A 19,977-nucleotide genomic window follows, 5' to 3' on the forward strand; every position below is an offset into this window, starting at 1 on the left:
CCATCGAACAACGATCATCGAATAACAATACATATGAACGAACAATATCCAAACGACGAAATATCCCTTAAAGAACTAATTGAAAAGGGAAAAGAATGGTATCAATACCTGCTTTCACAATGGAAAGTGATTGTGTTAGCAGGAATTATTGGAGCAGCTTTGGGGCTTACTTATTCCTTTATTAAAAAACCAGTCTATACGGCTACCTTATCTTTCGCATTAGAAGATGAAAAATCCGGTGGATTAGGTGGCGCATTAGGATTAGCCAGTTCTTTCGGACTCGATTTAGGAGGCAGTGGCGGTGGTGCTTTTTCAGCATCTAACTTAATTGAATTGTTCAAATCGCGCTCTATGGTCGAGAAAACCTTACTAAGTCCTGTAGTAGTAGATGGAAACACTATTTCTCTGGCACAAATGTATATTCAAAATAAGGAATGGGGTGATAATTGGAAAGAAAAACCAGCTCTCGCTAAATTAGAATTTGCACCTAATGCCAACCGTCAACAATTCACACGGGTTCAGGATAGTATTTTAGGTTTGATTTACAAAGATTTATCCAAATCTGCTTTATCTGTTGCTCAAAAGGATAAAAAGATTGCTATAATTAGTATAGATGTCGCATCTACAAATGAATTGTTTTCAAAATATTTTTGCGAAGCCCTGGTAGATGAAGTATCCGATTTTTATGTGGAGACGAAAAGCAAAAAGGCCAAAGAAAATATGCTGATTTTAGAACGGCAAACCGATTCTGTCCGTCGGGAATTAAATAGTGCCATAACAGGTGTAGCGGTGGCTAATGACAATACCTTTAATTTGAATCCCGCTTTGAATGTCCGCCGTGCTCCTTCTGCCCGTAGGCAGGTAGATGTACAGGCGAATACAGCTATATTGACAGAATTAGTTAAGCAAAGTGAATTAGCAAAAGTGACGCTGCGTAAAGAAACGCCTTTAATTCAGGTAATTGATAGACCTATTTTGCCTTTAGCTAAAGAACGTTTTGGTAAAGCTAAAGGAATAGTTTTGGGTGGATTTTTAGCGGGATTTTTGATTGTTTTTTATTTGATTATTAAACGATTGCTAAAGGAATTGTCCGTGTAGTATAATTATGTGGGATTAGGGAAAGAGGTATTAGCTGTTGATTCTGAATATTTCATGCCTACTGAAGTTGTTTTGTTAATTGGAGATACTACTAATAAAGCAAAAACTAAGCTGGGATGTCAACCTAAATATGACCTTGCCGGATTGATGAAAGAAATGCAAGCAATGATTTGATAAATATTTCAAATGAATAAAATTAAAATAACATATAAAAATATATGAAAATATTAGACTGTACTCTTCGTGATGGTGGCTATTACACCAACTGGGATTTTAATCGTAAATTAGTAGACACCTATATAAAAGCTTGTAATGATTTACCCATTGATTATATCGAAGTAGGTTATCGTTCCATACCTTTAGAAGGATATTTAGGTGAATATTTTTATTTACCAGTTTATGTAATGGAACGTTTGAAAACACAAACTAACAAAAAATTAGTAATCATTCTAAATGAAAAAGACATTCGTCCAGAACATGTTCCTGTGCTTTTAGCTCCTTGTATTGGACTCATAGAAATGGTACGTATAGCCATAGATCCAAATAAATTTGGAAGAGCATTAAAATTGGCAGAAGCAGTTAAAAAAATGGGTTTTGAAGTTGGGTTCAATGTCATGTATATGTCCAAATGGAAACAACAAAAAGATTTTCTAAAACTTTTACCAGAAGTAAAAGGAATCGCTGACTATTTTTATATGGTAGATTCCTATGGGGGAGTTTATCCTAATGATGTGAAAGAAACCATACAATTGGTGAAAAATTATGTAGATGATGTTCCTTTAGGATTTCATGGGCATAATAACATGGAGTTGGCTTTGATTAACACACTTACAGCCATAGAAGAAGGTTGTGAAATTGTAGACGCAACTATAACTGGAATGGGAAGAGGAGCAGGTAATTTAAAAACAGAATTGCTTTTTACAGCCTTAAATGCGCAAGAAAAATTAGAAGTTGATTTTAGCCCATTGTCGAAAGTTGTGGATGGATTTTCAGAGCTTCAAAAATCGTATGAATGGGGTACTAATTTACCTTATATGGTATCTGGTGCATATTCTTTACCCCAAAAAGATGTCATGGATTGGGTAGGTAAGCGTTATTATTCTTTTAATTCTATTATTAGGGCTTTGCAGAATAAGGCAAATGGAGTTTTTGATAATATTAAATATGCATCGTTTAAAGCGAATCATGAAAAAAAAGCTATTCTTATTGGTGGTGGTCAATCTGTGGCAGATCATTCTGAAGCAATTCATAAATTTTTAGAAAGCAATTCAGATATAATTGTAGTTCATTCTAGTGCAAAGAATGCATTGTCAATTAAAAGTAGTAATTGTCGTCAAATATTTTGTTTAGTGGGAAATGAAGGTCATAGGATGGAAGACGTTTTTGGGGAGAATATACCATTAAATGCAATTTGTGTTTTACCACCATTTCCAAGAAAAATGGGGACATATGTGCCTGAAAAATTGACCAGTAATACGTTTGAACTTGAAAATAATAGTTTGCTTCAGCCCTATTCTGATTCACATACTGGAATTGCATTAAATCTAATTTTGAGTATAGGTATAGAAGAATTGTATATTGTAGGCTATGATGGTTATAAAGATACAATGTCCACTAAAGAGCAAGAGTTGTTTTATGAAAATAGTTTCTTATTTAATGTACTTAGTAAACAAATAAAAATGAAATTTTATTCACTTACTGAAACTAAATATGATATTAAAACTAATTCAATATTTTCAATAATTTCAAAATAACTGGATATGAAAGACTTTGTGTTTTTTTTGCCGACTAGAAAAGGAAGCGAAAGAGTTTTATCTAAAAATACTAGAAAATTTTCTAATTTTGAAGGTGGAATATTAGAGCTAAAAATTAAACAATTATTAAATTTAAATCTTGATATTCCAATTATATTATCTACTAACGATGAATTATCAATTGATGTTGCTCTAAAGTTTAAAGATGATAGAATAAAAATTATAGAAAGACCTGAGCATTTATGTCAATCATCAACAAATATAAATGATTTCATAAATTACATTCCCACTATTTTTAGTGAAGATAAGCATGTTTTTTGGCTTCATGCCACATCGCCTTTTGTTGATGAGTCTACATATTTGAAAGCTATTGAAATCTATAATAAATTAGACTATAATTTTGATAGTTTAATGAGTGTGACAAAAATCCAACAGTTTTTATGGAATCCAATTAATAATTCTTGTGTTAATTATGATAGATCTATTGTTAAATGGCCAAGAACACAAGATTTACAAGTATTATATGAGATCAATCATGCATTTTATATTAATAGTATAAAAAACTACTTAAAACTAAATGATAGAATAGGATTAAAACCCTATTATTTTGAGCTTGATAAGTTGAAATCTTTTGATATTGACTGGGAGGATGATTTTGTTGTAGCAGATAAGATCCATAAATCGCTTTTTAAATAATTTTATGATGTCAAAGGATTTAAAATTAATTAAAGTAATTTTCTGGGATTTTGATGGGGTGCTTATGGATTCTAATGCAGTTCGTGATTTAGGTTTTGAAAAGGTTTTAGAAGAGTTTCCTAAAGAACAAGTAGAAAGGCTTTTAAATTTTCATAAAGCTAATGGTGGTTTGTCAAGGTATGTTAAATTTAGGTATTTTTTTGAAGAAATCAGAAACGAAGCAATCACAGAGGACCAAATACTCCTATGGGCAGAACGGTTTTCAATAATAATGAAAAATTTATTAGTAAATCCTAATTTATTAATAAATGAAACTTTAGATTTTGTGCGGCAAAACCAAGAAAAGTATAGAATGCATATTACATCTGGTTCAGATCAAGAAGAATTAAGATATCTCTGTAAGTCCATGAGTATTGAAAATCTTTTTGAATCTATTCATGGTTCTCCAAAGCCGAAAAAACAGTGGGTAAAGGAATTAATTGATAGCCATGACTATAATATTAATGAGTGTGTTTTGATTGGAGATAGTGTAAATGACTTGGAAGCTGCTCAGTTTAATGGTATTCACTTTTATGGTTACAATAACAATAATCTGACAGTATACAATACTAATTTATTTAAATTTTTATGAGTTGGGATAAATTCATACAAATAAACAATTCGTTTAAATTAATTAAAAATAATGTTGATTTTAACAAAGCAATTGCGCATGATATTTTGATTGTCGCTTATTTTAAACCTCCCTCATATTATGCCATATTTAAATCTTTTATAAAGACTTTAAATGTTAAGGATTTTGTTAAACATTTTAATTTATATACTAATATTTATACATGCTTTGTTGATAGAATGGATCATATCAAATTAGTAGAAAATTGTAGATCAGACATTCCTAATTCTATTCTCCTTCAATCAGAAATCATTCAACCTAAACTAAAAATCAGCATAATAAATATTTTCATCTCAATTCATACACTAATAAATGCTCGACAACTAAAAATAGATATTAAATCAAAATTATATTTAGCATCACAACTTTGTTTTAACCTAAACATAGAAAAGGACTTGAGAAATGAATTAATAAAGCGAAGAAATAGATTTACAAACCATAGCTATATTTCATTGATTAGTTCTTATGGAATAGAAAATTTACTTTGTCAAGTTATTAATCATAATTCAACCATAAGGACATATTCATTATCTCATGGTGTAAGTTATATTAATTTCAAACAACAAAAACCGCTAGATTATATTAATGGCTTTAATATTAGTTCACAATATGTAATTGTATGGGGGAAATCATCAAAGAGGGATTTAAATAAAAATTTTGATTTTCCTCAAGAAAAAATACTAGTTGGGGGAAATCCCAAATATCCTGCAAAAAAAATAAACTTAAAAATCGAATTCAAAAATTGCATTGTTTTGTTGCCTAGGGAAATCTACGATAAATCGAATCTAGAACTTTTAGACTTAATTGCTGAGTATAAAAAAAATAATTCAGTTAAAGTTAGTGTAAAATTACATCCAAGTTTAAACTATCAAAAATATGAGGGTATTGCAAATCAACTTGGGTTTGAAATATGTTCAAAAAATAATAGCTTAATTAATGAGTTAAGCTCCGATAAGTATGATTTTGCGATTGCGTATAACACAACAGCGTATTATGAAGCAATGTATTTTAATTTGTTTTGTCTAAGATATGACAAGAATGAAAATGAATTATTTGATGGTTTAGAAGATAAGTTTTCAACGGTATCTGATTTGGAATATATAATTAAACAGTTTAAAAGTATAGATACAAATATAGTTGACAAACAAGCAATAAAATTACTTGAAGAAACCTTGGGAATGGGCATAAATAATTATGCCGAAATTTTAAATTCCCAATAGTGTTCAGTTAAAGAATTTCTGATTACAGAAAAAATATTTAATAATTTATTTTTTTCGATTTTAAAATAACAACAATAAATTTGAGAAATACAATATTCATCAATATAGCTGGGAAGGGAAAGAAATTGGAATCGCATAGTACTGCAAAATATGTTGCTAAATCATTTATTTGGGGCACAATTTCTAAAATTATAAGTGCTGCTATTCAATTTATTTCAGTGCCATTATTATTATCAAATTTCGGGCAAGTTGATTTTGGATTGATTGCACTTGCATCTTCTATAAATGCCTATATGACACTTTTAGATATGGGAGTAGGTACAGGAGCCGTTAAATATTTTTCTGAATGGATCGGAACAAAGGATTATAATATTTTAGATTCAGTGGCAAGAACCAGTATTAGCTTTTATGGGATTGTTGGTCTAATAAATGCATTGGTACTAATTATAATAGCATTTTGGGGTTTATCTATGTTTTCTCTTGAACATGATCAGATTCCTGTAATACGTACTATGTTTTTAATCTTAGCCTTTTTTTCGGTTATAAATTGGAGTTCCTCTGTATTTAATCAACTTCTTATCGCAAATGAACAGATGTTTTTGGTGCAACAAGTAAATATTATTAGAAGCTTCATTGGTTTTGCAGTAGTTGGAATTACTCTTTGGTTGAACTGGTCAATTACATACTATTTTTTCGCTTACACTTTGGTAAATACCTTAATTTTAGTCCCTTTTTATTTACAATCAAAAAAACACAAACTTGTCCAGTCTTTTGTGCCAGCAAGTGATTGGAAAAATTTTGGTATTATTTTTAAATACAGTTTGGCAATTATTACGATGGGTTTATTTCAAATGTCTGCCGTACATTTACGCCCCATTGTTCTTAGTATTTATTCTACTGAGGGCATTCAAATTGTGACAGATTACCGAATTCTTGAAACTATTACATTGTTTGTTATTTCTGTCGGAGGAAGTTTTACCTCTATTTTTATGCCAAAAACAACAAAGTTATTGATAGAAAATAATATAGAGAATATTTCTAATTTTATATGTACTGCAACTAAATACACTACTATAGTAGTTGTTTCTCTATGTATCCCTATAATTTTAAACAGTAGAGAATTGCTTGTTTTTTATGTTGGCAAGGATTTTATAGATTTAAGTGTATGGCTAGAATTATGGATATTTATAATAATATTTGGATTGCATAGTAGTCCAGTTGCAAGTCTGGTTTTATCTACAGGAAAGACGAAGATGTTGGTATTTAGCTCTGCTATTGCATGTGTTATTTCATTAATTATAAATGCAGTTCTAACTCCTCATTTTGGTGTGGGGGCTGCTGTAATTGGCTATGTTGTTTATATTGTGATTCAAATGTCTTTCTATTATTTTTATTTTAACAACCATGTTTTAGGATTAAGTTCGATGAAAATATTTAAATCATTTTTTGTGCCAGCGGTGTTTAGTTTTATTTCTGCTTTCATAATATGGTATTTAGACCTTAGTTTTAATAATTTATTATTTCAAATATTTGTAAAAACAATAATTTGGTTTATTTTGTATGGAGGTTTTTTGTATTTCTTTAAAGTAATAACTTTAGAAAATATTAAATCGTTTCAGAAAAATACATTGTAAGTTAGAAATTTGAAGTTGCGAAAAATTCAAAGCATAATTATTTAACAGTTGTCGATGTTTTAAACGAAACTTTATGGTCTAAACCTTCAGAAGATAGCATTTCAGATATTATTTATATTCAAACAAAAGGAGTTTTTATATTTGAACAGTAATTGATTTTATATGATCGAAAATTAATTTACAAAATTTTGAATAATACCCTGAGCATCAATGGAATATAGACAGTTCGTTGGTGTGACAATAACAATCAGAGTTGTCATAAAATGATTAATATTCCATTCCGACCAAGGATTCCAATACACAACCAAAAAACTTGTTAATAACATTGAATTTTATGGAGCAGTAATCTGAAATATAGGTAGAAAAGAAATTCTTGCGACAGTGCAGTTGCTGAAAGTCTTTTTAATTTTTTTAAAACAGAACTTATCTACAGAAATAAGTTATTATCAAATAAACAAATGAAACTTGAAATATTTGAGTATCTTGAAATATAGTATAACAGAAAAAGAAGGCGTCGTACACTAAATAACAAAACAATATGAGTTAGTTTAATAATTAATCTCTATTTATAAAAATTTAGCTTAACTAAAACAGTAATTTTTTGCATATCCATTCAACATTTATAGACAAAAAAAATACCGACTTTGCAAGAATTTTGTATTTCCGTGGATTCTAAAAATATGTATTTAAAAATGATAAATATTTTCAAACAGATGGAGTATTCAAGATACTTTTTAGCAAATATTGGTATGAGCCTTATTTTTATATCATTTGGCTGCGTTTTTTTATTCATAAAATTAGATCATGAAGAAACTACTGAGAAGTTTTGTTAGGCAGTTTGTAAAATTTCTTTCAAGCATTTTTACATTTCAATTTTTTCAAAATTTGAATGTGAGAAAAAATAGTTACTATACAATATGGATATCAGAACAATTTAAAAAAATTGGTGATAATGCAGGGATTAATAAACCTATATATTTGACTGGAGGCAAATATATAACTATAGGAAATAACTTTCATTGTGATCATAGATTGCGAATGGATGCTATCGATTCATACAATAATCAAGTTTTTATTCCAAGCATTGTAATTGGGGATAATGTTACTATACAAAAGGACTGCCATATTGGAGCAATTGATAAGATTGTGATTGGTGATAATGTATTGATGGGAAGTAAAATTTTTATATCAGATCATTCACATGGTGATATATCACTGTCTTCTATTCTTTTGCCTCCTGTCGATCGTCCTTTAGTTAGTAAAGGGCCAATTTACATTGAGAAGAATGTTTGGCTAGGAGAAGGGGTCGTTATTTTATCTGGTGTTACAATTGGAGAAAACAGTATTATTGGAGCCAATTCAGTAGTAACAAAGTCAGTTCCTAAGAATTGTGTTGTTGCCGGTAATCCAGCCCAAATAATTAAAGAATTAATATAATATGGATGTTTCTATAATAATTGTAAATTATAATACAATTTCTTTATTGATAAACGCTGTCGACAGTGTTTTGGAAAAAACGAAAGATATTATGTATGAGATAATTGTTGTTGATAATAATTCAGATGACAATTCACAATTTATAATCAGCCAAAAGTACAACAATCAGGTTAATTACATAGCATTGGCAGATAATATTGGATTTGGGAGAGCAAATAATAAAGGAATTGAGGTTGCAAAAGGAAGAAATATTTTTTTATTAAACCCCGATACCATTTTGCAAAATAATGCAATAAAAACTTTATCTGATTTTCTAGATGATAATTCTTCTGTAGGAGTTGCTGGAGCAAATCTGTATAATGATGATGGAACATTTCAACCTTCTTTTTCTCAAATGTATCCTTCATTGGGAGTAGAATTAAGCAATTTATTTCATCTAATGTTTCTTCAAAATAAGCAATGCGTAAATGAAAGCGAAAAGGCCATTGAAGCAAAAAGTGTTGTCGGAGCCGCAATGATGATTAAAAAAGAAGTGATAGAAAAAGCAGGTGTTTTTAATCCCGAATTTTTTATGTACAGTGAAGAAGAAGAGTGGTGTTATAGAATAAGAAAAAAAGGGTTTAATATTTTTAATGTTCCTTTAGCAAAAATTACACATTTGGATGGAAAAAGTTTCCAGTTTTCGGAGAATAGGCAAAAAAGACGTTTGGATGGTGTAAGAACATTGTATAAAGTATCATATAATGGACTTTATTGTACTTTATTAAAAATAGTTGAATATATAACCATTGTAAGTCGATTAATAATATTTAAGATACTCAAAAAAGATCAAAAAATTAATTATTGGTTATTTATGTACAAAAACCGAAAATGGCATATTTAATAATTTCAAAATTAAATATTAAAGTCCAAATATATTCTGCATTATTAATCATTACTAGAATTTATTAAGTTGAAAGATCTGCTGGCTGATTTAAAAAAATACAGCGTCCTTTATTTTCTTATAGTATTGCATCTTTGTGGTGGTATAATAGCCAATTTCGCAATTATTGTTAGTTCCTGTTATGCCTTTTATTATTTTTGTTTTAAGAAAGAAGTAGATCTGTATGTGGTTTTTTTACTTCTATACACAGGTATCTGTATGGGGCAAAATTCAGAAGCCGAAAATGTATCCAATATTAATGTAGGATTGTATACATTGTTTAAAAATGTATTAATAATTGGTCCAATAGCCTTGTCAACTAAATTTGCTTTTGCACTAGCTACACCTGTACGTGCACTTTTAAATTTAGGAAAAACAAAATCTTATTGGATGCTAGCACTTTGGTATCTTGTTATTTTGTTTTCTATAATTGGCTTGTTTGTTTCATTTTTTTCTGGACAAGAAAATAAAGCTGGTCTTACAATAGGATTTAGGATTGCCTTGACAATGGGGGTGGTATTGATCCCTCAGCTTGTTTCATCAAAAGAAGAATTTTTAAAGCAATTTGACAAAATTTTTATTTTATCAGCAATTTCTTTGTCTCTTGGTTTAATGAATGCTCATTGGCTTTTTATAACTTTTGGCTTTTTACCATACTTATGGTTTAGGTATAAATCAATTTCTTTAAAAGTTGTAATCCTTTTATGCTTAGGACGAACATTGATCGGTCTTGAAGCAACGATTACAATTATAGCAATGATATTACTTAGTTTTATTTTTTTATTTTTTACTAAATTTAAAATTTTTAATCAAAAAAATTTAAAATATTTAGGCTTGATTTTTGTTCTTGTGCCTATTTTAATAACTATTTATGTTGTTCTATTACCTGTAGACAAACTTGGTTACGATTTTACAAGTATAATGGGGTATGTCAAATTTAAATTGATAGGTGACAGAAAACCAATTTGGGATGCTTCCTTTCTTCAAATAATTACTCAAAACTTTTTTATTGCTCCCGCGGGTAGTTCACTCGAAGTTTATTTCGACTATATTGATAAATGGAGAGAATGGTCTGAAGGATCACATAATATCTTTTTAGAAATTGGACGTCAGATTAATGGTTTTTCAATGCTTTTTTTTACTGTTTTAATTTCTAAAACGCTATATACTAGTTATAAAGTCTTATCAAATAAAATAGAATGTTTTATAATTCTATCTTTTACTTCAATTTATCTAGCATTTGGACTTTCTGGCCAACACCTTGTTTATGATGGTGTAGGCTTTATGTACTGGCTGCTAATTGCTCAGTTTGCTCAATTTAACTCTAAGAAAAATGAAAATATTACATATCTCGGCAGCTAATTCTTCGGCAGGGGCTGGGATAGCCTGTGTTAAGTTACATGAGGCATTAATAAACGAAAGCGTACAGTCAAGGATATTGTTTTTAAATAAACAATCTAAAAATATTATCAATACATCCTTTTACGAAACAACCAAAGTAAGAAAGATAAAACGAATTTTGTTAACTTTTGCAGATAGAATTCTTCTTAAATATTACACTAAAAGGAAACCAGAAATATTTTCTCCGGGGTTGTTTGGAATAGATCTTTCAACAAATGAAGAAGTAAAACAAGCCGATGTTATTCACCTTCATTGGATTAATCATGCCTTTATTGATATTAAAGATTTACTTAAACTCAATAAGCCAATTGTATGGACCATGCATGACTGTTGGATTTTTACTGGAGGCTGTCACTACTTTTCTTCTTGTGACAATTTTAAAAATGATTGCGGTAAATGCCAAGTGTTAAATAGTACAAATACTAATGATTTGTCTAATTATCTATTTAAGAGAAAAAGAAAATACTACTCAAAATTAAATATTCAATTTTTGGCTATAAGTACTTGGATGAAAGAACAAGCAAGACAAGGAAGTCTTCTTAAGAACGAATTAATAGACGTAATACCAAGTGGTATAGATTGTAATGTGTATAATTTTGAGGTTGAAGATAAAGGATTACGTGAGAGCTTTAATTTAAAAGTTGACGATACAGTAGTGCTAATGGGCGCACAACATTTAAATTCACCATTTAAAGGAGTTTATTTAAGTGTAGATGCATTAAATAAATACAATGAAAAGAAGCTAAAAATAATAACTTTTGGTGGAGGAGAAATTGTATTGTCAAATTCTCTTCATGAAGTAATAAATTTTGGTTTTGTTTCAAACCCACGAGAAATGGCTAATTTATATAATGTCGCAGATTTGTTTTTATGCACATCAGTAGCAGAGGGTTTTGGAATGACGGTAGCTGAAGCACAATGTTGCGGTACACCAGCAATTGCATTTGAAGAAACTGGACCAAGTGATATTATCAATCACAAAACAACTGGATATCTTGCAAAATTTAAAGATGTTCATGATGTGGTAAGTGGAATATCATATTGTTTAAGTAATAAGTTTGATAGAAAAAGTATTTCCGTAGAGTCAGAGAAGAAATTTTCTATAAAAAATTGCGCGATTAAATATAATACTATTTATAAAGAGATTTTAAGTGAAGAAAAGAAAGAATAAAACAAACACTTCAGTTTTTATTGGTAATTATTTAGACGAAAAAATAATAAAAGAAAGAGGTTTACTTGCTCCTAATCCAGCTGGTTCAAACCGAATGTGGAGATTGTCAAAAGCAGTTCAAACCCAAGGATTTTTGCCCTATATAATTTCACCTGCTTGTAGTGCTAGAATTAAATTTAACTCTAAAATTATTCATCCTACACATATAGTGCGAAAAAATGGAATTATCATTGTTTATGCTCCAGCTTTAGCAATTCCTTATTTAAGTATTTTATTTGAATTTTTTTCAATGTCTTGGATTTTTCTAAGATTAAATTTTTTGCGAAATATCAAATTGACAATACTTTATTGTTATTATCCATCAACAATTTTTGTTGCATTTATTGCTAAAATTTTAAGAATAAAAATAATTGAAGATTTAGAAGATATTGTTACACCTAAAGCAAGTGACTGGTTTAGTACATCAATAATGTTTGCAATACAGCAGTCAGTTGGTAGCTTTTTAATGAGAACATCAATAGCGTTGTCAGATTTAATTATTATTCCATCTTCAAAATTTTTATTTAAAAAAATTGAGAGTAAAAGCTTTCTTATTGTAAATGGATGTATCGATGTTTCAGGTGATACAAACCTAGTTTTTGAAGATGAGAGAATCAATGTTCTATTAGCAGGCATGCTAGATGAAGAACAAGGAATAGGTTTATATTTGCAAACGTTAGATATTATAAATAGGGAAGAAAAACTTTCAAAAAAAATTAGATTCGATATATGCGGTCTTTCACTTAATGAAGAAGAATTAAAAGTTTCTTTAGAAAAGTTTAGCAATTTAGATATAAACTACTACGGATTTGTTAGTTCACAAGAATTTAATGCTATATTAAAGAAGACACATATATGCTTAGTATTACAAAACCCAACTGGTAGAAATTCACAACAGAAAACACCCTCTAAAGGTTACGAATATATGGCTTTTGGGAAGCCCATAATTGTTACCGCTATAGGAGACTATGTTAATTTACCTGAAAATGTATGTTTCTTAATAAAAGACTACTTACCTAGCAATATCATCAATATTCTAAATGAAATTAAGAAAGAAAGTATTGTTGAGATTGGTGAAAATGCAAAAACGTTTGCTAGAGCAAATTGGGGATTTGAAAATGTTGGAGAAAAAATTATTAATGGTCTAATATAATGAAGCAACTTATAGTAACCTGTCTGCCTAGCTTTTATAAAAATCTAGCTTTTAAAAGAATAGCACAGCATACTAGCCTAAAGGTATTTTTTACATATGACTCTAAAATAAAGAGAGAAGGAGATTTTTTTCGATATGAATTGAATGAGGAAAATATTGTAAAGAATACTAGTAAATTTTATAATATAAAAAATCTTTACCTAGAGAGCAAAAAATCGGATTACGTTACTTTAGGAGGCTGGGATGATTTGTATTTCTGGTTTTTGCGATTTGTGGTTCCAAAACATAAACTAAGATTAATCGTTGAATCAAGTATTTATGAGTTTAGACATTCTAAACTCCTAACTCCAATAAAAAGAATTTTTATCAGTGGTATTGCGGAATGTATCGTAAGTGGTCAGCCTCATTCTCGATTAGTTAAAAAATTAGGTTTTAAGGGTAAAATAACAATTTCGAGAGGAGTTGGGGTTTTAGATTTTGATTATAAACCAAAAATAAAATCCAAACCAGACGAAATAATAAATTTTCTATATGTTGGTAGAGTATCTGAAGACAAAGGGTTAGATTTATTATTTACTTTTTTTAAAAAAAATCAAGATCTTCATTTAAATATTGTTGGAAGTATTGAGAACGAAAAATATCTAGATGTAATCAATAAAAATCATAATATAACATTTCATGGATATAAAAATCGACATGAATTAAAGGATATCTATGATTCTAATGATGTTTTTGTTTTGGCCTCGTTGGTTGAACCATGGGGGCTTGTAGTAGAAGAGGCATTGTATCATGGGTTACCTGTTATGCTTTCCGATAAGGTAGGTTGCAATGAAGATTTGGTAAAGTTCTACAATGTAGGTGAGGTTTTCGAAACAAATAATTTAGAGGATTTATCAGAGAAAATGCTAAACATGAGAAATGTTGATCAATATATAAAGTATTGCTCAAATATCAATTCAATTGACTTTAATGATATTTCTAATAATTATGTGAAAAGTTTTTATGATTAGAAGAATGAAAATGTTTTTGGGTAGAATAATATTGAAATTGCTTCCCTTACAGGCTTTTCCTGAAATTAACAGATTATGTTATTTATTGATGGGACATAAACTAGGTGATGGCGTGGTAATTTATAGCTCAGTTGAAATGCTTGGTATAACTAAAATAAAAATTGGAAATAATTCTTTTGTGGGACATAAGACCCTTTTTATGGGTGGGGATTCTTCTATAGCAATAGGAAGTAATTGTGATATTTCATCAAATGTTAGTCTAATATGTGGATCACATGAAATAGGTGATAGCAATAGAAGAGCAGGAAAAGGAATAAGTAAAGATATAACCATCGGTAACGGAGTGTGGATAGGATATGGAAGCTTAATCTTAGGAGGAGTGACAATAGGGGATGGGGCAATTATAGCTGCAGGAAGCTTAGTTAATAAGTCTGTTCCTAAAGATACAATCTACGGTGGTGTTCCAGCAAAAGAGATTAGAAAATTATAATTCAGCCGTTAATAATTCCAAAAAAGGTGTTCATATTTAATTACGATTTTTCACAATTTAAATTAATGGCTTTTATTGAGTTATTTAAAAAGATAAATATCGGAGTAGCTGATAAACTTTGCAATGGATAAAAAAAATGGATAAAAAAAAAATACAAATACATGCCACTAATATAAACGGCTTGGGCGCTTCTCAGGTTGTTATTTCTTTTCTGGAAGCTTCTTCTTCTTTGGGATTTTTACAAAACACAACAGTATTTCTACCAAGTGATAGTTTTAATTTTAATGCTGAAAATACTAAAATTAGAATATATAAAAGATTTTTACCAAATCCCATTTCAAGATTTGTAGAGTGTTTTTTTTCAAGTTTTATTTTTTCAAATGTGCCTACAATTGTTTTAGGAGATATACCTCTAAGGGGAATTCATAATCAAGTTGTCTTGGTGCATCAGCCAAATTTAGTATATCCAAAAATTAATAAGTTTTCAGGAAAAAGTCTTAAATTCAGAATAAATAGATTCTTGTTTTCGATTAATCAGGTTTATGCTAAAAAAATAATAGTTCAGACTGGGGCTATTGCTGAGGAAATGATTAAATCTTATCCAGCTATAAAGGATAAGGTAGTTGTTATCCCTCAACCAGTACCTAATTGGCTAGATAAAAATAAAACTGCTATTTCAGTAAAGGAATCTAAAATAAAACTATTTTATCCTTCGGCTTTTTACCCACATAAAAAGCATGAGTTTTTATTGAAAATTAATGAATATTTGTGCAAAGAAAATATTCAAGATTATGATTTTGAGATTTGGTTGACACTAAAAGAAGAAGAATTTCAGTCATTTAAGCATGTTGGCTTTCTGAAAAATTTAGGACAATTAAGTACATCAGAAATGAATGATTATTATAAAAAAGCGGATGCGCTCCTTTTTATATCATCAATGGAAAGTTATGGATTGCCTTTAATTGAATCTTTAACTATTGATTTACCAATTATTGTTGCAGATTTTAACTATTCAAGATGGATGTGTGAAAATTCGGCTTATTATTTCGATCCTTATGATGAAAAATCTCTTTTAAAAGCAATTTATGATTTCACAAATGATTATAGGCTAGGACATAAAGTTAACTATATTAAAGTTTTAGAAAAGTTTCCAGATAATTGGGAAGATGTAGCTAATAGTTTTAATCATTTATTACTTAATAAGTAATCAAAATTGTAATTTTTTAAATAAATGAAATTAAAATTAAGATTTTAGCCTGAAACATATTTCCCATAAGGAAGTTTATTTATGATGTACACTATTAAGACTGAGAATGACAAACACAATAAAGAGGTTACCGGAACTCCAATTAGAGGATGAATAAAGAAACAAGTAATGCCGGCTTTGGTGAGAAATGTTAAAACTAATACATGTACTAAATAAATACCATAACTAAATCTATTCATCAAATTTAAAAACTTAAGAATGTATTGATTCTTTACATTTTTATCCTTAATATACATATACATACCAATTGAGCACATTAATACATTCAATGTTAGATATTCATAGAAAAGTTCATCCATTTCTCCTTTAAGCTTATATAACAAGAATGTTCCTGTCATTGTTATTATAAGGCCGGTCAAAAACATAGCAATTGCAATAAAATCTTTTTTGTTAGAATTTTCAAAGCTTATCATTCTTAAATAATATCCTAAGATAGTATATCCTAAAAAGCCAGTAAAATGAGACAGATCAATTTTAGTGTCAAAAATTGATAAAACAGGATAAGTATACAAGACTGTAAGTGACCAGATAATTAAAAAGTATAAGATTTCCTTATTAGAACTGTTACGAATCCATTTGCTAATGATCGGGGTGAAAAGATAAATTCCTAATAGTGTATATACAAACCATAAATGGTAGGAACTTCCGTTTTTAAATTGATCAATAACAAAGTTTAATACGTTAAAAAAATGTAATTCTTCGTTATGTAGTACTTTTAGAGTTAAACTAAATGAGATGTAGACAATGCTCCAAAAAAGAAAAGGAATTATAACTCTAAAAAATCTTTTTTTAAGAAAAGTATTAAGAGGATATTCTTTATCAAACAGCAAGGCACCTGTTAACATAAAAAAAACTGGGACACTAAATCTAACTGAACTTTCTATAATATTGCCAATCCACCAATTAGTTAAAGATTCCATACTGGTTAATAATGGTGCTGTAACATGTAAAATAATAACAGCAATAGTAGCTATTGTTCTTAAAATATCAGCCCATTGTAATTTAGTTTCTTTCATTTCTTTTTTTTTTTGCGAAGTTATGGAAGTTGGACGAAATTATTTTTAGAACAATTAGAAAATATCTTTAAATAAATTACAACAATTTAATAATAAATGAAAGTTACAATAATAACAGTTTGTTATAATAGTTCAAATACTATTGAAAAAACAATTTTATCAATTCAAAATCAGTCCTATAAAAACATAGAATACATCGTTGTTGATGGAAATTCAAAAGATAATACCCTTGAGATTATAAAAAAGCACGAGGATAAAATCACAAAATGGATATCGGAGCCAGACAAAGGCCTTTATGACGCCATGAATAAGGGGATTTCCATGGCAACTGGGGATTTAATAGGGATTTTGAATTCAGATGATATTTTTAATTCAGAATCCGTAATTGAAGAAATAGTTGATTTTCATAAAAGATATGATATCGATGCTTCTGTTGGAAATATCGTTCAGCATAAAGAAAATGGAAAGATTATAAGATTGTATTCTTCTAAATATTGGAATCCGGAAAAGCTTAAAATTGGTTTTATGCCGCCGCATCCCTCTATTTTTTTCAAGAAAGAACTTTTTGATAAATTTGGCAATTATGATTTAGGTTTTAAAATTGGTGCAGATTATGAGTTAATTACCAGATTTTTTTTAAAAAATAAAATAATCTGGAAATATTCGGGTATTATCACTACTGCAATGTTAGTGGGAGGTTTAAGCAGTTCTGGATCCTCGTCATATAACTTAATTACAAAAGAAATCCAAAAAGCATTATCTATGAATGGAATTGAATTTTCTCCTTTAAAAATTAAGATGCGCTTTTTTTGGAAAATAATAGGTTTTTTGAAAAAATGAAAGTAACAATTACAGGAGCAAACGGTTTTGTAGGCTCTAATCTTCAAAAATACCTAAAGCAGGATTATACAATCAAGGCGTTAAGTACTCGCTATACTTTTGGTCAAATATTTAATTTAGATGGAGATGCAGTAATTCATTTAGCAGGTAAGGCCCATGATTTGAAAAAAGTCTCAAAACCATCTGATTATTATGAAGCCAATTTTGAGTTAACCAAACAACTCTTCGATGCTTTTTTACAATCAGAGGCACAGGTTTTCATATTCATGAGTACGGTAAAAGCAGTGGCTGATGAAGTAAAGGGAGTATTGACTGAAGAAACTATTCCAAATCCTAAAACGCATTACGGGATTGCTAAACTACAGGCAGAACAATATATTTTATCTAAGGACTTGCCTGAAGGGAAGCGGGTATATATTATAAGACCATGTATGATTCACGGTCCGGGAAACAAAGGAAACTTAAATTTATTGTATCAATTGGTTGCTAAAGGTTTGCCTTGGCCACTAGGCGCTTTTGAAAATAAAAGATCTTTTTTGAGTATCGAAAATCTTTGTTTTGTTATTAAAGAGTTGTTGGATAATGCAACTATTACTTCAGGTGTTTACCAAATTGCTGATGACAAATCCCTATCTACGAATGAATTAATTCAATTATTAGGTGATAGTTTAGATAAAACAACCAGAATTATGAAAATTCGGTCCAATTGGATTAGAGGAATTGCTAAAATAGGAGATTATTTATCTTTGCCTCTTAATTCAGAGCGTTTGCAAAAATTAACGGAGGATTATGTAATAAGTAATGAAAAAATAAAAAAGGTTATTAATAAAGAATTGCCAATCTCAACAAAAGAAGGTTTAATGAAAACATTTCGTTCCTTTTCAAATTAAAATAATGTTCAATAATAGATAAATAAAGTACATAAATATAGCACACATGAAAACAGCCCTTATAACAGGAATTACAGGTCAGGACGGTTCATATCTGGCAGAATTATTATTAGAAAAAGGATATATGGTTCATGGGGTAAAGCGAAGAGCTTCTTCATTTAATACCCAAAGAATCGATCATATCTATCAGGATTTACATCAGGATCATGTGAATTTTAAATTACATTATGGCGATTTGACGGATTCTACTAATATTATTCGAATCATTCAGGAAGTACAACCCGATGAAATCTATAATTTAGGAGCGATGAGCCATGTAAAGGTGTCTTTTGATTCCCCGGAGTATGTGGCTAATGTAGATGGAATAGGTACTCTTCGTATTCTGGAAGCGGTACGTATTTTAGGACTGGAAAAGAAAACCAGAATTTATCAGGCTTCTACATCAGAATTATATGGTGGTTTAGCAGAAAATAAAAATGAAAAAGGACTGTATGACGAGCATTCTCCTTTTTACCCACGTTCTCCTTATGGAGCAGCTAAAATATATGGTTTCTGGATTACTAAAAATTATCGTGAAGCGTATAATATGTTTGCCTGTAACGGAATTTTATTTAATCATGAATCGCCTCGCAGAGGAGAAACTTTTGTGACGCGAAAAATTACGATGGCTACCGCTGCTATCGCTTTAGGAGAACAAGATTGCCTGTATTTAGGAAATTTAGATGCCCAACGTGACTGGGGACATGCGAAAGATTATGTGGAAGCAATGTGGCGTATTTTACAACAGGAAAAACCGGAAGATTATGTAATTGCTATGGGTGAAACGACTTATGTACGTGATTTTGTTCGTATGGCTTTTGCAGAAGTAGGAATTGCTATTGAGTTTAAAGGCGAAGGAGTAGCTGAGAAAGGATATGTAGCGGCCTGCTCTAATCCTGCTTACCAACTGGAAATAGGGAAACAAGTGATTGCAGTTGATCCGCAATATTTCCGTCCAACAGAAGTTGATTTATTGATTGGAGACCCAACAAAATCGAAAACACAACTAGGATGGGTACCTCAATATGATTTAAAAGGATTGGTTTCGGAAATGATTGCTTCTGATTTGATCTATGTGCAAAAAGAGAAGATGTTAAAGGAAGTGCGTTCGGCTGTTAAATATTAATTGGAATAGTTGGTTGTGAGTTGTGAGTATCGATAGCTATCGAGATGGATATTAGATTATATTTTGTAATAATTTTAATATAATTTTAGTTTCACTCTCTAAAG

19 protein-coding genes and 1 pseudogene are annotated in these 19,977 nt (G+C 29.6%); 19 read left to right on the forward strand and 1 reads right to left on the reverse strand.

Annotated elements, in window-relative coordinates:
• Positions 1–33 precede the first annotated feature (33 nt).
• The 16 genes and pseudogenes from ABS764_RS13805 (at position 34) to ABS764_RS13880 (ending at position 15,902) form a co-directional block, all read left to right on the forward strand.
• Positions 34–1,098 carry a Wzz/FepE/Etk N-terminal domain-containing protein gene (locus tag ABS764_RS13805; RefSeq protein WP_408082373.1) on the forward strand — a complete coding sequence of 355 codons (1,065 nt, stop codon included), beginning with the start codon at positions 34–36 and terminating at the stop codon, positions 1,096–1,098.
• A gap of 9 nt (positions 1,099–1,107) precedes the next feature.
• Complete coding sequence (locus ABS764_RS13810) at positions 1,108–1,272, forward strand: hypothetical protein (RefSeq protein WP_408082374.1); 165 nt, start codon at positions 1,108–1,110, stop codon at positions 1,270–1,272.
• A 44-nt stretch (positions 1,273–1,316) separates the two neighbouring features.
• Complete coding sequence (locus tag ABS764_RS13815; protein ID WP_408082375.1) at positions 1,317–2,852, forward strand: aldolase catalytic domain-containing protein; 1,536 nt, start codon at positions 1,317–1,319, stop codon at positions 2,850–2,852.
• 6 nt (positions 2,853–2,858) lie between these two features.
• A complete protein-coding gene (locus ABS764_RS13820) occupies positions 2,859–3,548 on the forward strand; it encodes an acylneuraminate cytidylyltransferase family protein (protein WP_408082376.1) in 690 nt (229 codons plus the stop codon).
• A 7-nt stretch (positions 3,549–3,555) separates the two neighbouring features.
• A complete protein-coding gene (locus ABS764_RS13825) occupies positions 3,556–4,179 on the forward strand; it encodes an HAD family hydrolase (RefSeq protein WP_408082377.1) in 624 nt (207 codons plus the stop codon).
• Positions 4,176–5,438, forward strand: coding sequence for a hypothetical protein (locus ABS764_RS13830; RefSeq protein WP_408082378.1), 1,263 nt, complete (start codon positions 4,176–4,178; stop codon positions 5,436–5,438). The genes ABS764_RS13825 and ABS764_RS13830 overlap by 4 nt, the downstream gene beginning before the upstream one ends.
• An 80-nt stretch (positions 5,439–5,518) precedes the next feature.
• Positions 5,519–7,072, forward strand: a complete 1,554-nt coding sequence (locus ABS764_RS13835; protein ID WP_408082379.1) for a lipopolysaccharide biosynthesis protein — start codon at positions 5,519–5,521, stop codon at positions 7,070–7,072.
• A gap of 404 nt (positions 7,073–7,476) precedes the next feature.
• Positions 7,477–7,566, forward strand: a pseudogene (locus ABS764_RS13840) (hypothetical protein); the annotation flags it as partial.
• A 310-nt stretch (positions 7,567–7,876) separates the two neighbouring features.
• Complete coding sequence (locus ABS764_RS13845) at positions 7,877–8,509, forward strand: acyltransferase (protein WP_408082380.1); 633 nt, start codon at positions 7,877–7,879, stop codon at positions 8,507–8,509.
• A gap of 1 nt (position 8,510) precedes the next feature.
• Positions 8,511–9,392, forward strand: a complete 882-nt coding sequence (locus ABS764_RS13850) for a glycosyltransferase family 2 protein (protein WP_408082381.1) — start codon at positions 8,511–8,513, stop codon at positions 9,390–9,392.
• Positions 9,393–9,461: 69 nt separating this feature from the next.
• Complete coding sequence (locus tag ABS764_RS13855) at positions 9,462–10,793, forward strand: O-antigen ligase family protein (protein ID WP_408082382.1); 1,332 nt, start codon at positions 9,462–9,464, stop codon at positions 10,791–10,793.
• Entirely contained in the window at positions 10,765–12,003 is a 1,239-nt protein-coding gene (locus ABS764_RS13860; RefSeq protein ID WP_408082383.1) for a glycosyltransferase, read from the forward strand. Before ABS764_RS13855 ends, ABS764_RS13860 begins: the two co-directional genes overlap by 29 nt.
• Entirely contained in the window at positions 11,984–13,195 is a 1,212-nt protein-coding gene (locus ABS764_RS13865) for a glycosyltransferase (protein ID WP_408082384.1), read from the forward strand. The genes ABS764_RS13860 and ABS764_RS13865 overlap by 20 nt, the downstream gene beginning before the upstream one ends.
• Entirely contained in the window at positions 13,195–14,205 is a 1,011-nt protein-coding gene (locus ABS764_RS13870; protein WP_408082385.1) for a glycosyltransferase, read from the forward strand. Before ABS764_RS13865 ends, ABS764_RS13870 begins: the two co-directional genes overlap by 1 nt.
• Positions 14,198–14,695 carry an acyltransferase gene (locus ABS764_RS13875; protein WP_408082386.1) on the forward strand — a complete coding sequence of 166 codons (498 nt, stop codon included), beginning with the start codon at positions 14,198–14,200 and terminating at the stop codon, positions 14,693–14,695. Before ABS764_RS13870 ends, ABS764_RS13875 begins: the two co-directional genes overlap by 8 nt.
• A 136-nt stretch (positions 14,696–14,831) precedes the next feature.
• Entirely contained in the window at positions 14,832–15,902 is a 1,071-nt protein-coding gene (locus tag ABS764_RS13880) for a glycosyltransferase (protein ID WP_408082387.1), read from the forward strand.
• A 44-nt stretch (positions 15,903–15,946) separates the two neighbouring features.
• On the opposite strand, the gene ABS764_RS13885 is transcribed toward ABS764_RS13880, so the two are convergent.
• Positions 15,947–16,978 carry an acyltransferase gene (locus tag ABS764_RS13885; RefSeq protein WP_408082388.1) on the reverse strand — a complete coding sequence of 344 codons (1,032 nt, stop codon included), beginning with the start codon at positions 16,976–16,978 and terminating at the stop codon, positions 15,947–15,949.
• A gap of 96 nt (positions 16,979–17,074) precedes the next feature.
• On the opposite strand from ABS764_RS13885, the gene ABS764_RS13890 reads away from it, so the two are divergent.
• The 3 genes from ABS764_RS13890 to gmd are packed head-to-tail and all read left to right on the forward strand — an operon-like array spanning position 17,075 to position 19,873.
• Positions 17,075–17,818, forward strand: coding sequence for a glycosyltransferase family 2 protein (locus ABS764_RS13890; protein WP_408082389.1), 744 nt, complete (start codon positions 17,075–17,077; stop codon positions 17,816–17,818).
• Positions 17,815–18,708, forward strand: coding sequence for an NAD-dependent epimerase/dehydratase family protein (locus tag ABS764_RS13895; RefSeq protein ID WP_408082390.1), 894 nt, complete (start codon positions 17,815–17,817; stop codon positions 18,706–18,708). Before ABS764_RS13890 ends, ABS764_RS13895 begins: the two co-directional genes overlap by 4 nt.
• 46 nt (positions 18,709–18,754) lie before the next feature.
• Positions 18,755–19,873 carry a GDP-mannose 4,6-dehydratase gene (gmd, locus tag ABS764_RS13900; protein WP_408082391.1) on the forward strand — a complete coding sequence of 373 codons (1,119 nt, stop codon included), beginning with the start codon at positions 18,755–18,757 and terminating at the stop codon, positions 19,871–19,873.
• Positions 19,874–19,977 lie beyond the last annotated feature (104 nt).

This window comes from Flavobacterium plantiphilum, assembly GCF_046000495.1.
Taxonomy (GTDB): Bacteria; Bacteroidota; Bacteroidia; order Flavobacteriales; family Flavobacteriaceae; genus Flavobacterium; species Flavobacterium plantiphilum.

Excerpts from the sequence above, each read along its gene's own strand:
- ABS764_RS13805 (WP_408082373.1), top strand. The coding sequence starts at position 34 with ATGAACGAACAATATCCAAACGACGAAATATCCCTTAAAGAACTAATT.
- ABS764_RS13815 (WP_408082375.1), top strand. The coding sequence starts at position 1,317 with ATGAAAATATTAGACTGTACTCTTCGTGATGGTGGCTATTACACCAAC.
- ABS764_RS13820 (WP_408082376.1), top strand. The coding sequence starts at position 2,859 with ATGAAAGACTTTGTGTTTTTTTTGCCGACTAGAAAAGGAAGCGAAAGA.
- ABS764_RS13825 (WP_408082377.1), top strand. The coding sequence starts at position 3,556 with ATGTCAAAGGATTTAAAATTAATTAAAGTAATTTTCTGGGATTTTGAT.
- ABS764_RS13830 (WP_408082378.1), top strand. The coding sequence starts at position 4,176 with ATGAGTTGGGATAAATTCATACAAATAAACAATTCGTTTAAATTAATT.
- ABS764_RS13845 (WP_408082380.1), top strand. The coding sequence starts at position 7,877 with ATGAAGAAACTACTGAGAAGTTTTGTTAGGCAGTTTGTAAAATTTCTT.
- ABS764_RS13850 (WP_408082381.1), top strand. The coding sequence starts at position 8,511 with ATGGATGTTTCTATAATAATTGTAAATTATAATACAATTTCTTTATTG.
- ABS764_RS13860 (WP_408082383.1), top strand. The coding sequence starts at position 10,765 with ATGAAAATATTACATATCTCGGCAGCTAATTCTTCGGCAGGGGCTGGG.
- ABS764_RS13870 (WP_408082385.1), top strand. The coding sequence starts at position 13,195 with ATGAAGCAACTTATAGTAACCTGTCTGCCTAGCTTTTATAAAAATCTA.
- ABS764_RS13875 (WP_408082386.1), top strand. The coding sequence starts at position 14,198 with ATGATTAGAAGAATGAAAATGTTTTTGGGTAGAATAATATTGAAATTG.
- ABS764_RS13880 (WP_408082387.1), top strand. The coding sequence starts at position 14,832 with ATGGATAAAAAAAAAATACAAATACATGCCACTAATATAAACGGCTTG.
- ABS764_RS13885 (WP_408082388.1), bottom strand. The coding sequence starts at position 16,978 with ATGAAAGAAACTAAATTACAATGGGCTGATATTTTAAGAACAATAGCT.
- ABS764_RS13890 (WP_408082389.1), top strand. The coding sequence starts at position 17,075 with ATGAAAGTTACAATAATAACAGTTTGTTATAATAGTTCAAATACTATT.
- ABS764_RS13895 (WP_408082390.1), top strand. The coding sequence starts at position 17,815 with ATGAAAGTAACAATTACAGGAGCAAACGGTTTTGTAGGCTCTAATCTT.
- gmd (WP_408082391.1), top strand. The coding sequence starts at position 18,755 with ATGAAAACAGCCCTTATAACAGGAATTACAGGTCAGGACGGTTCATAT.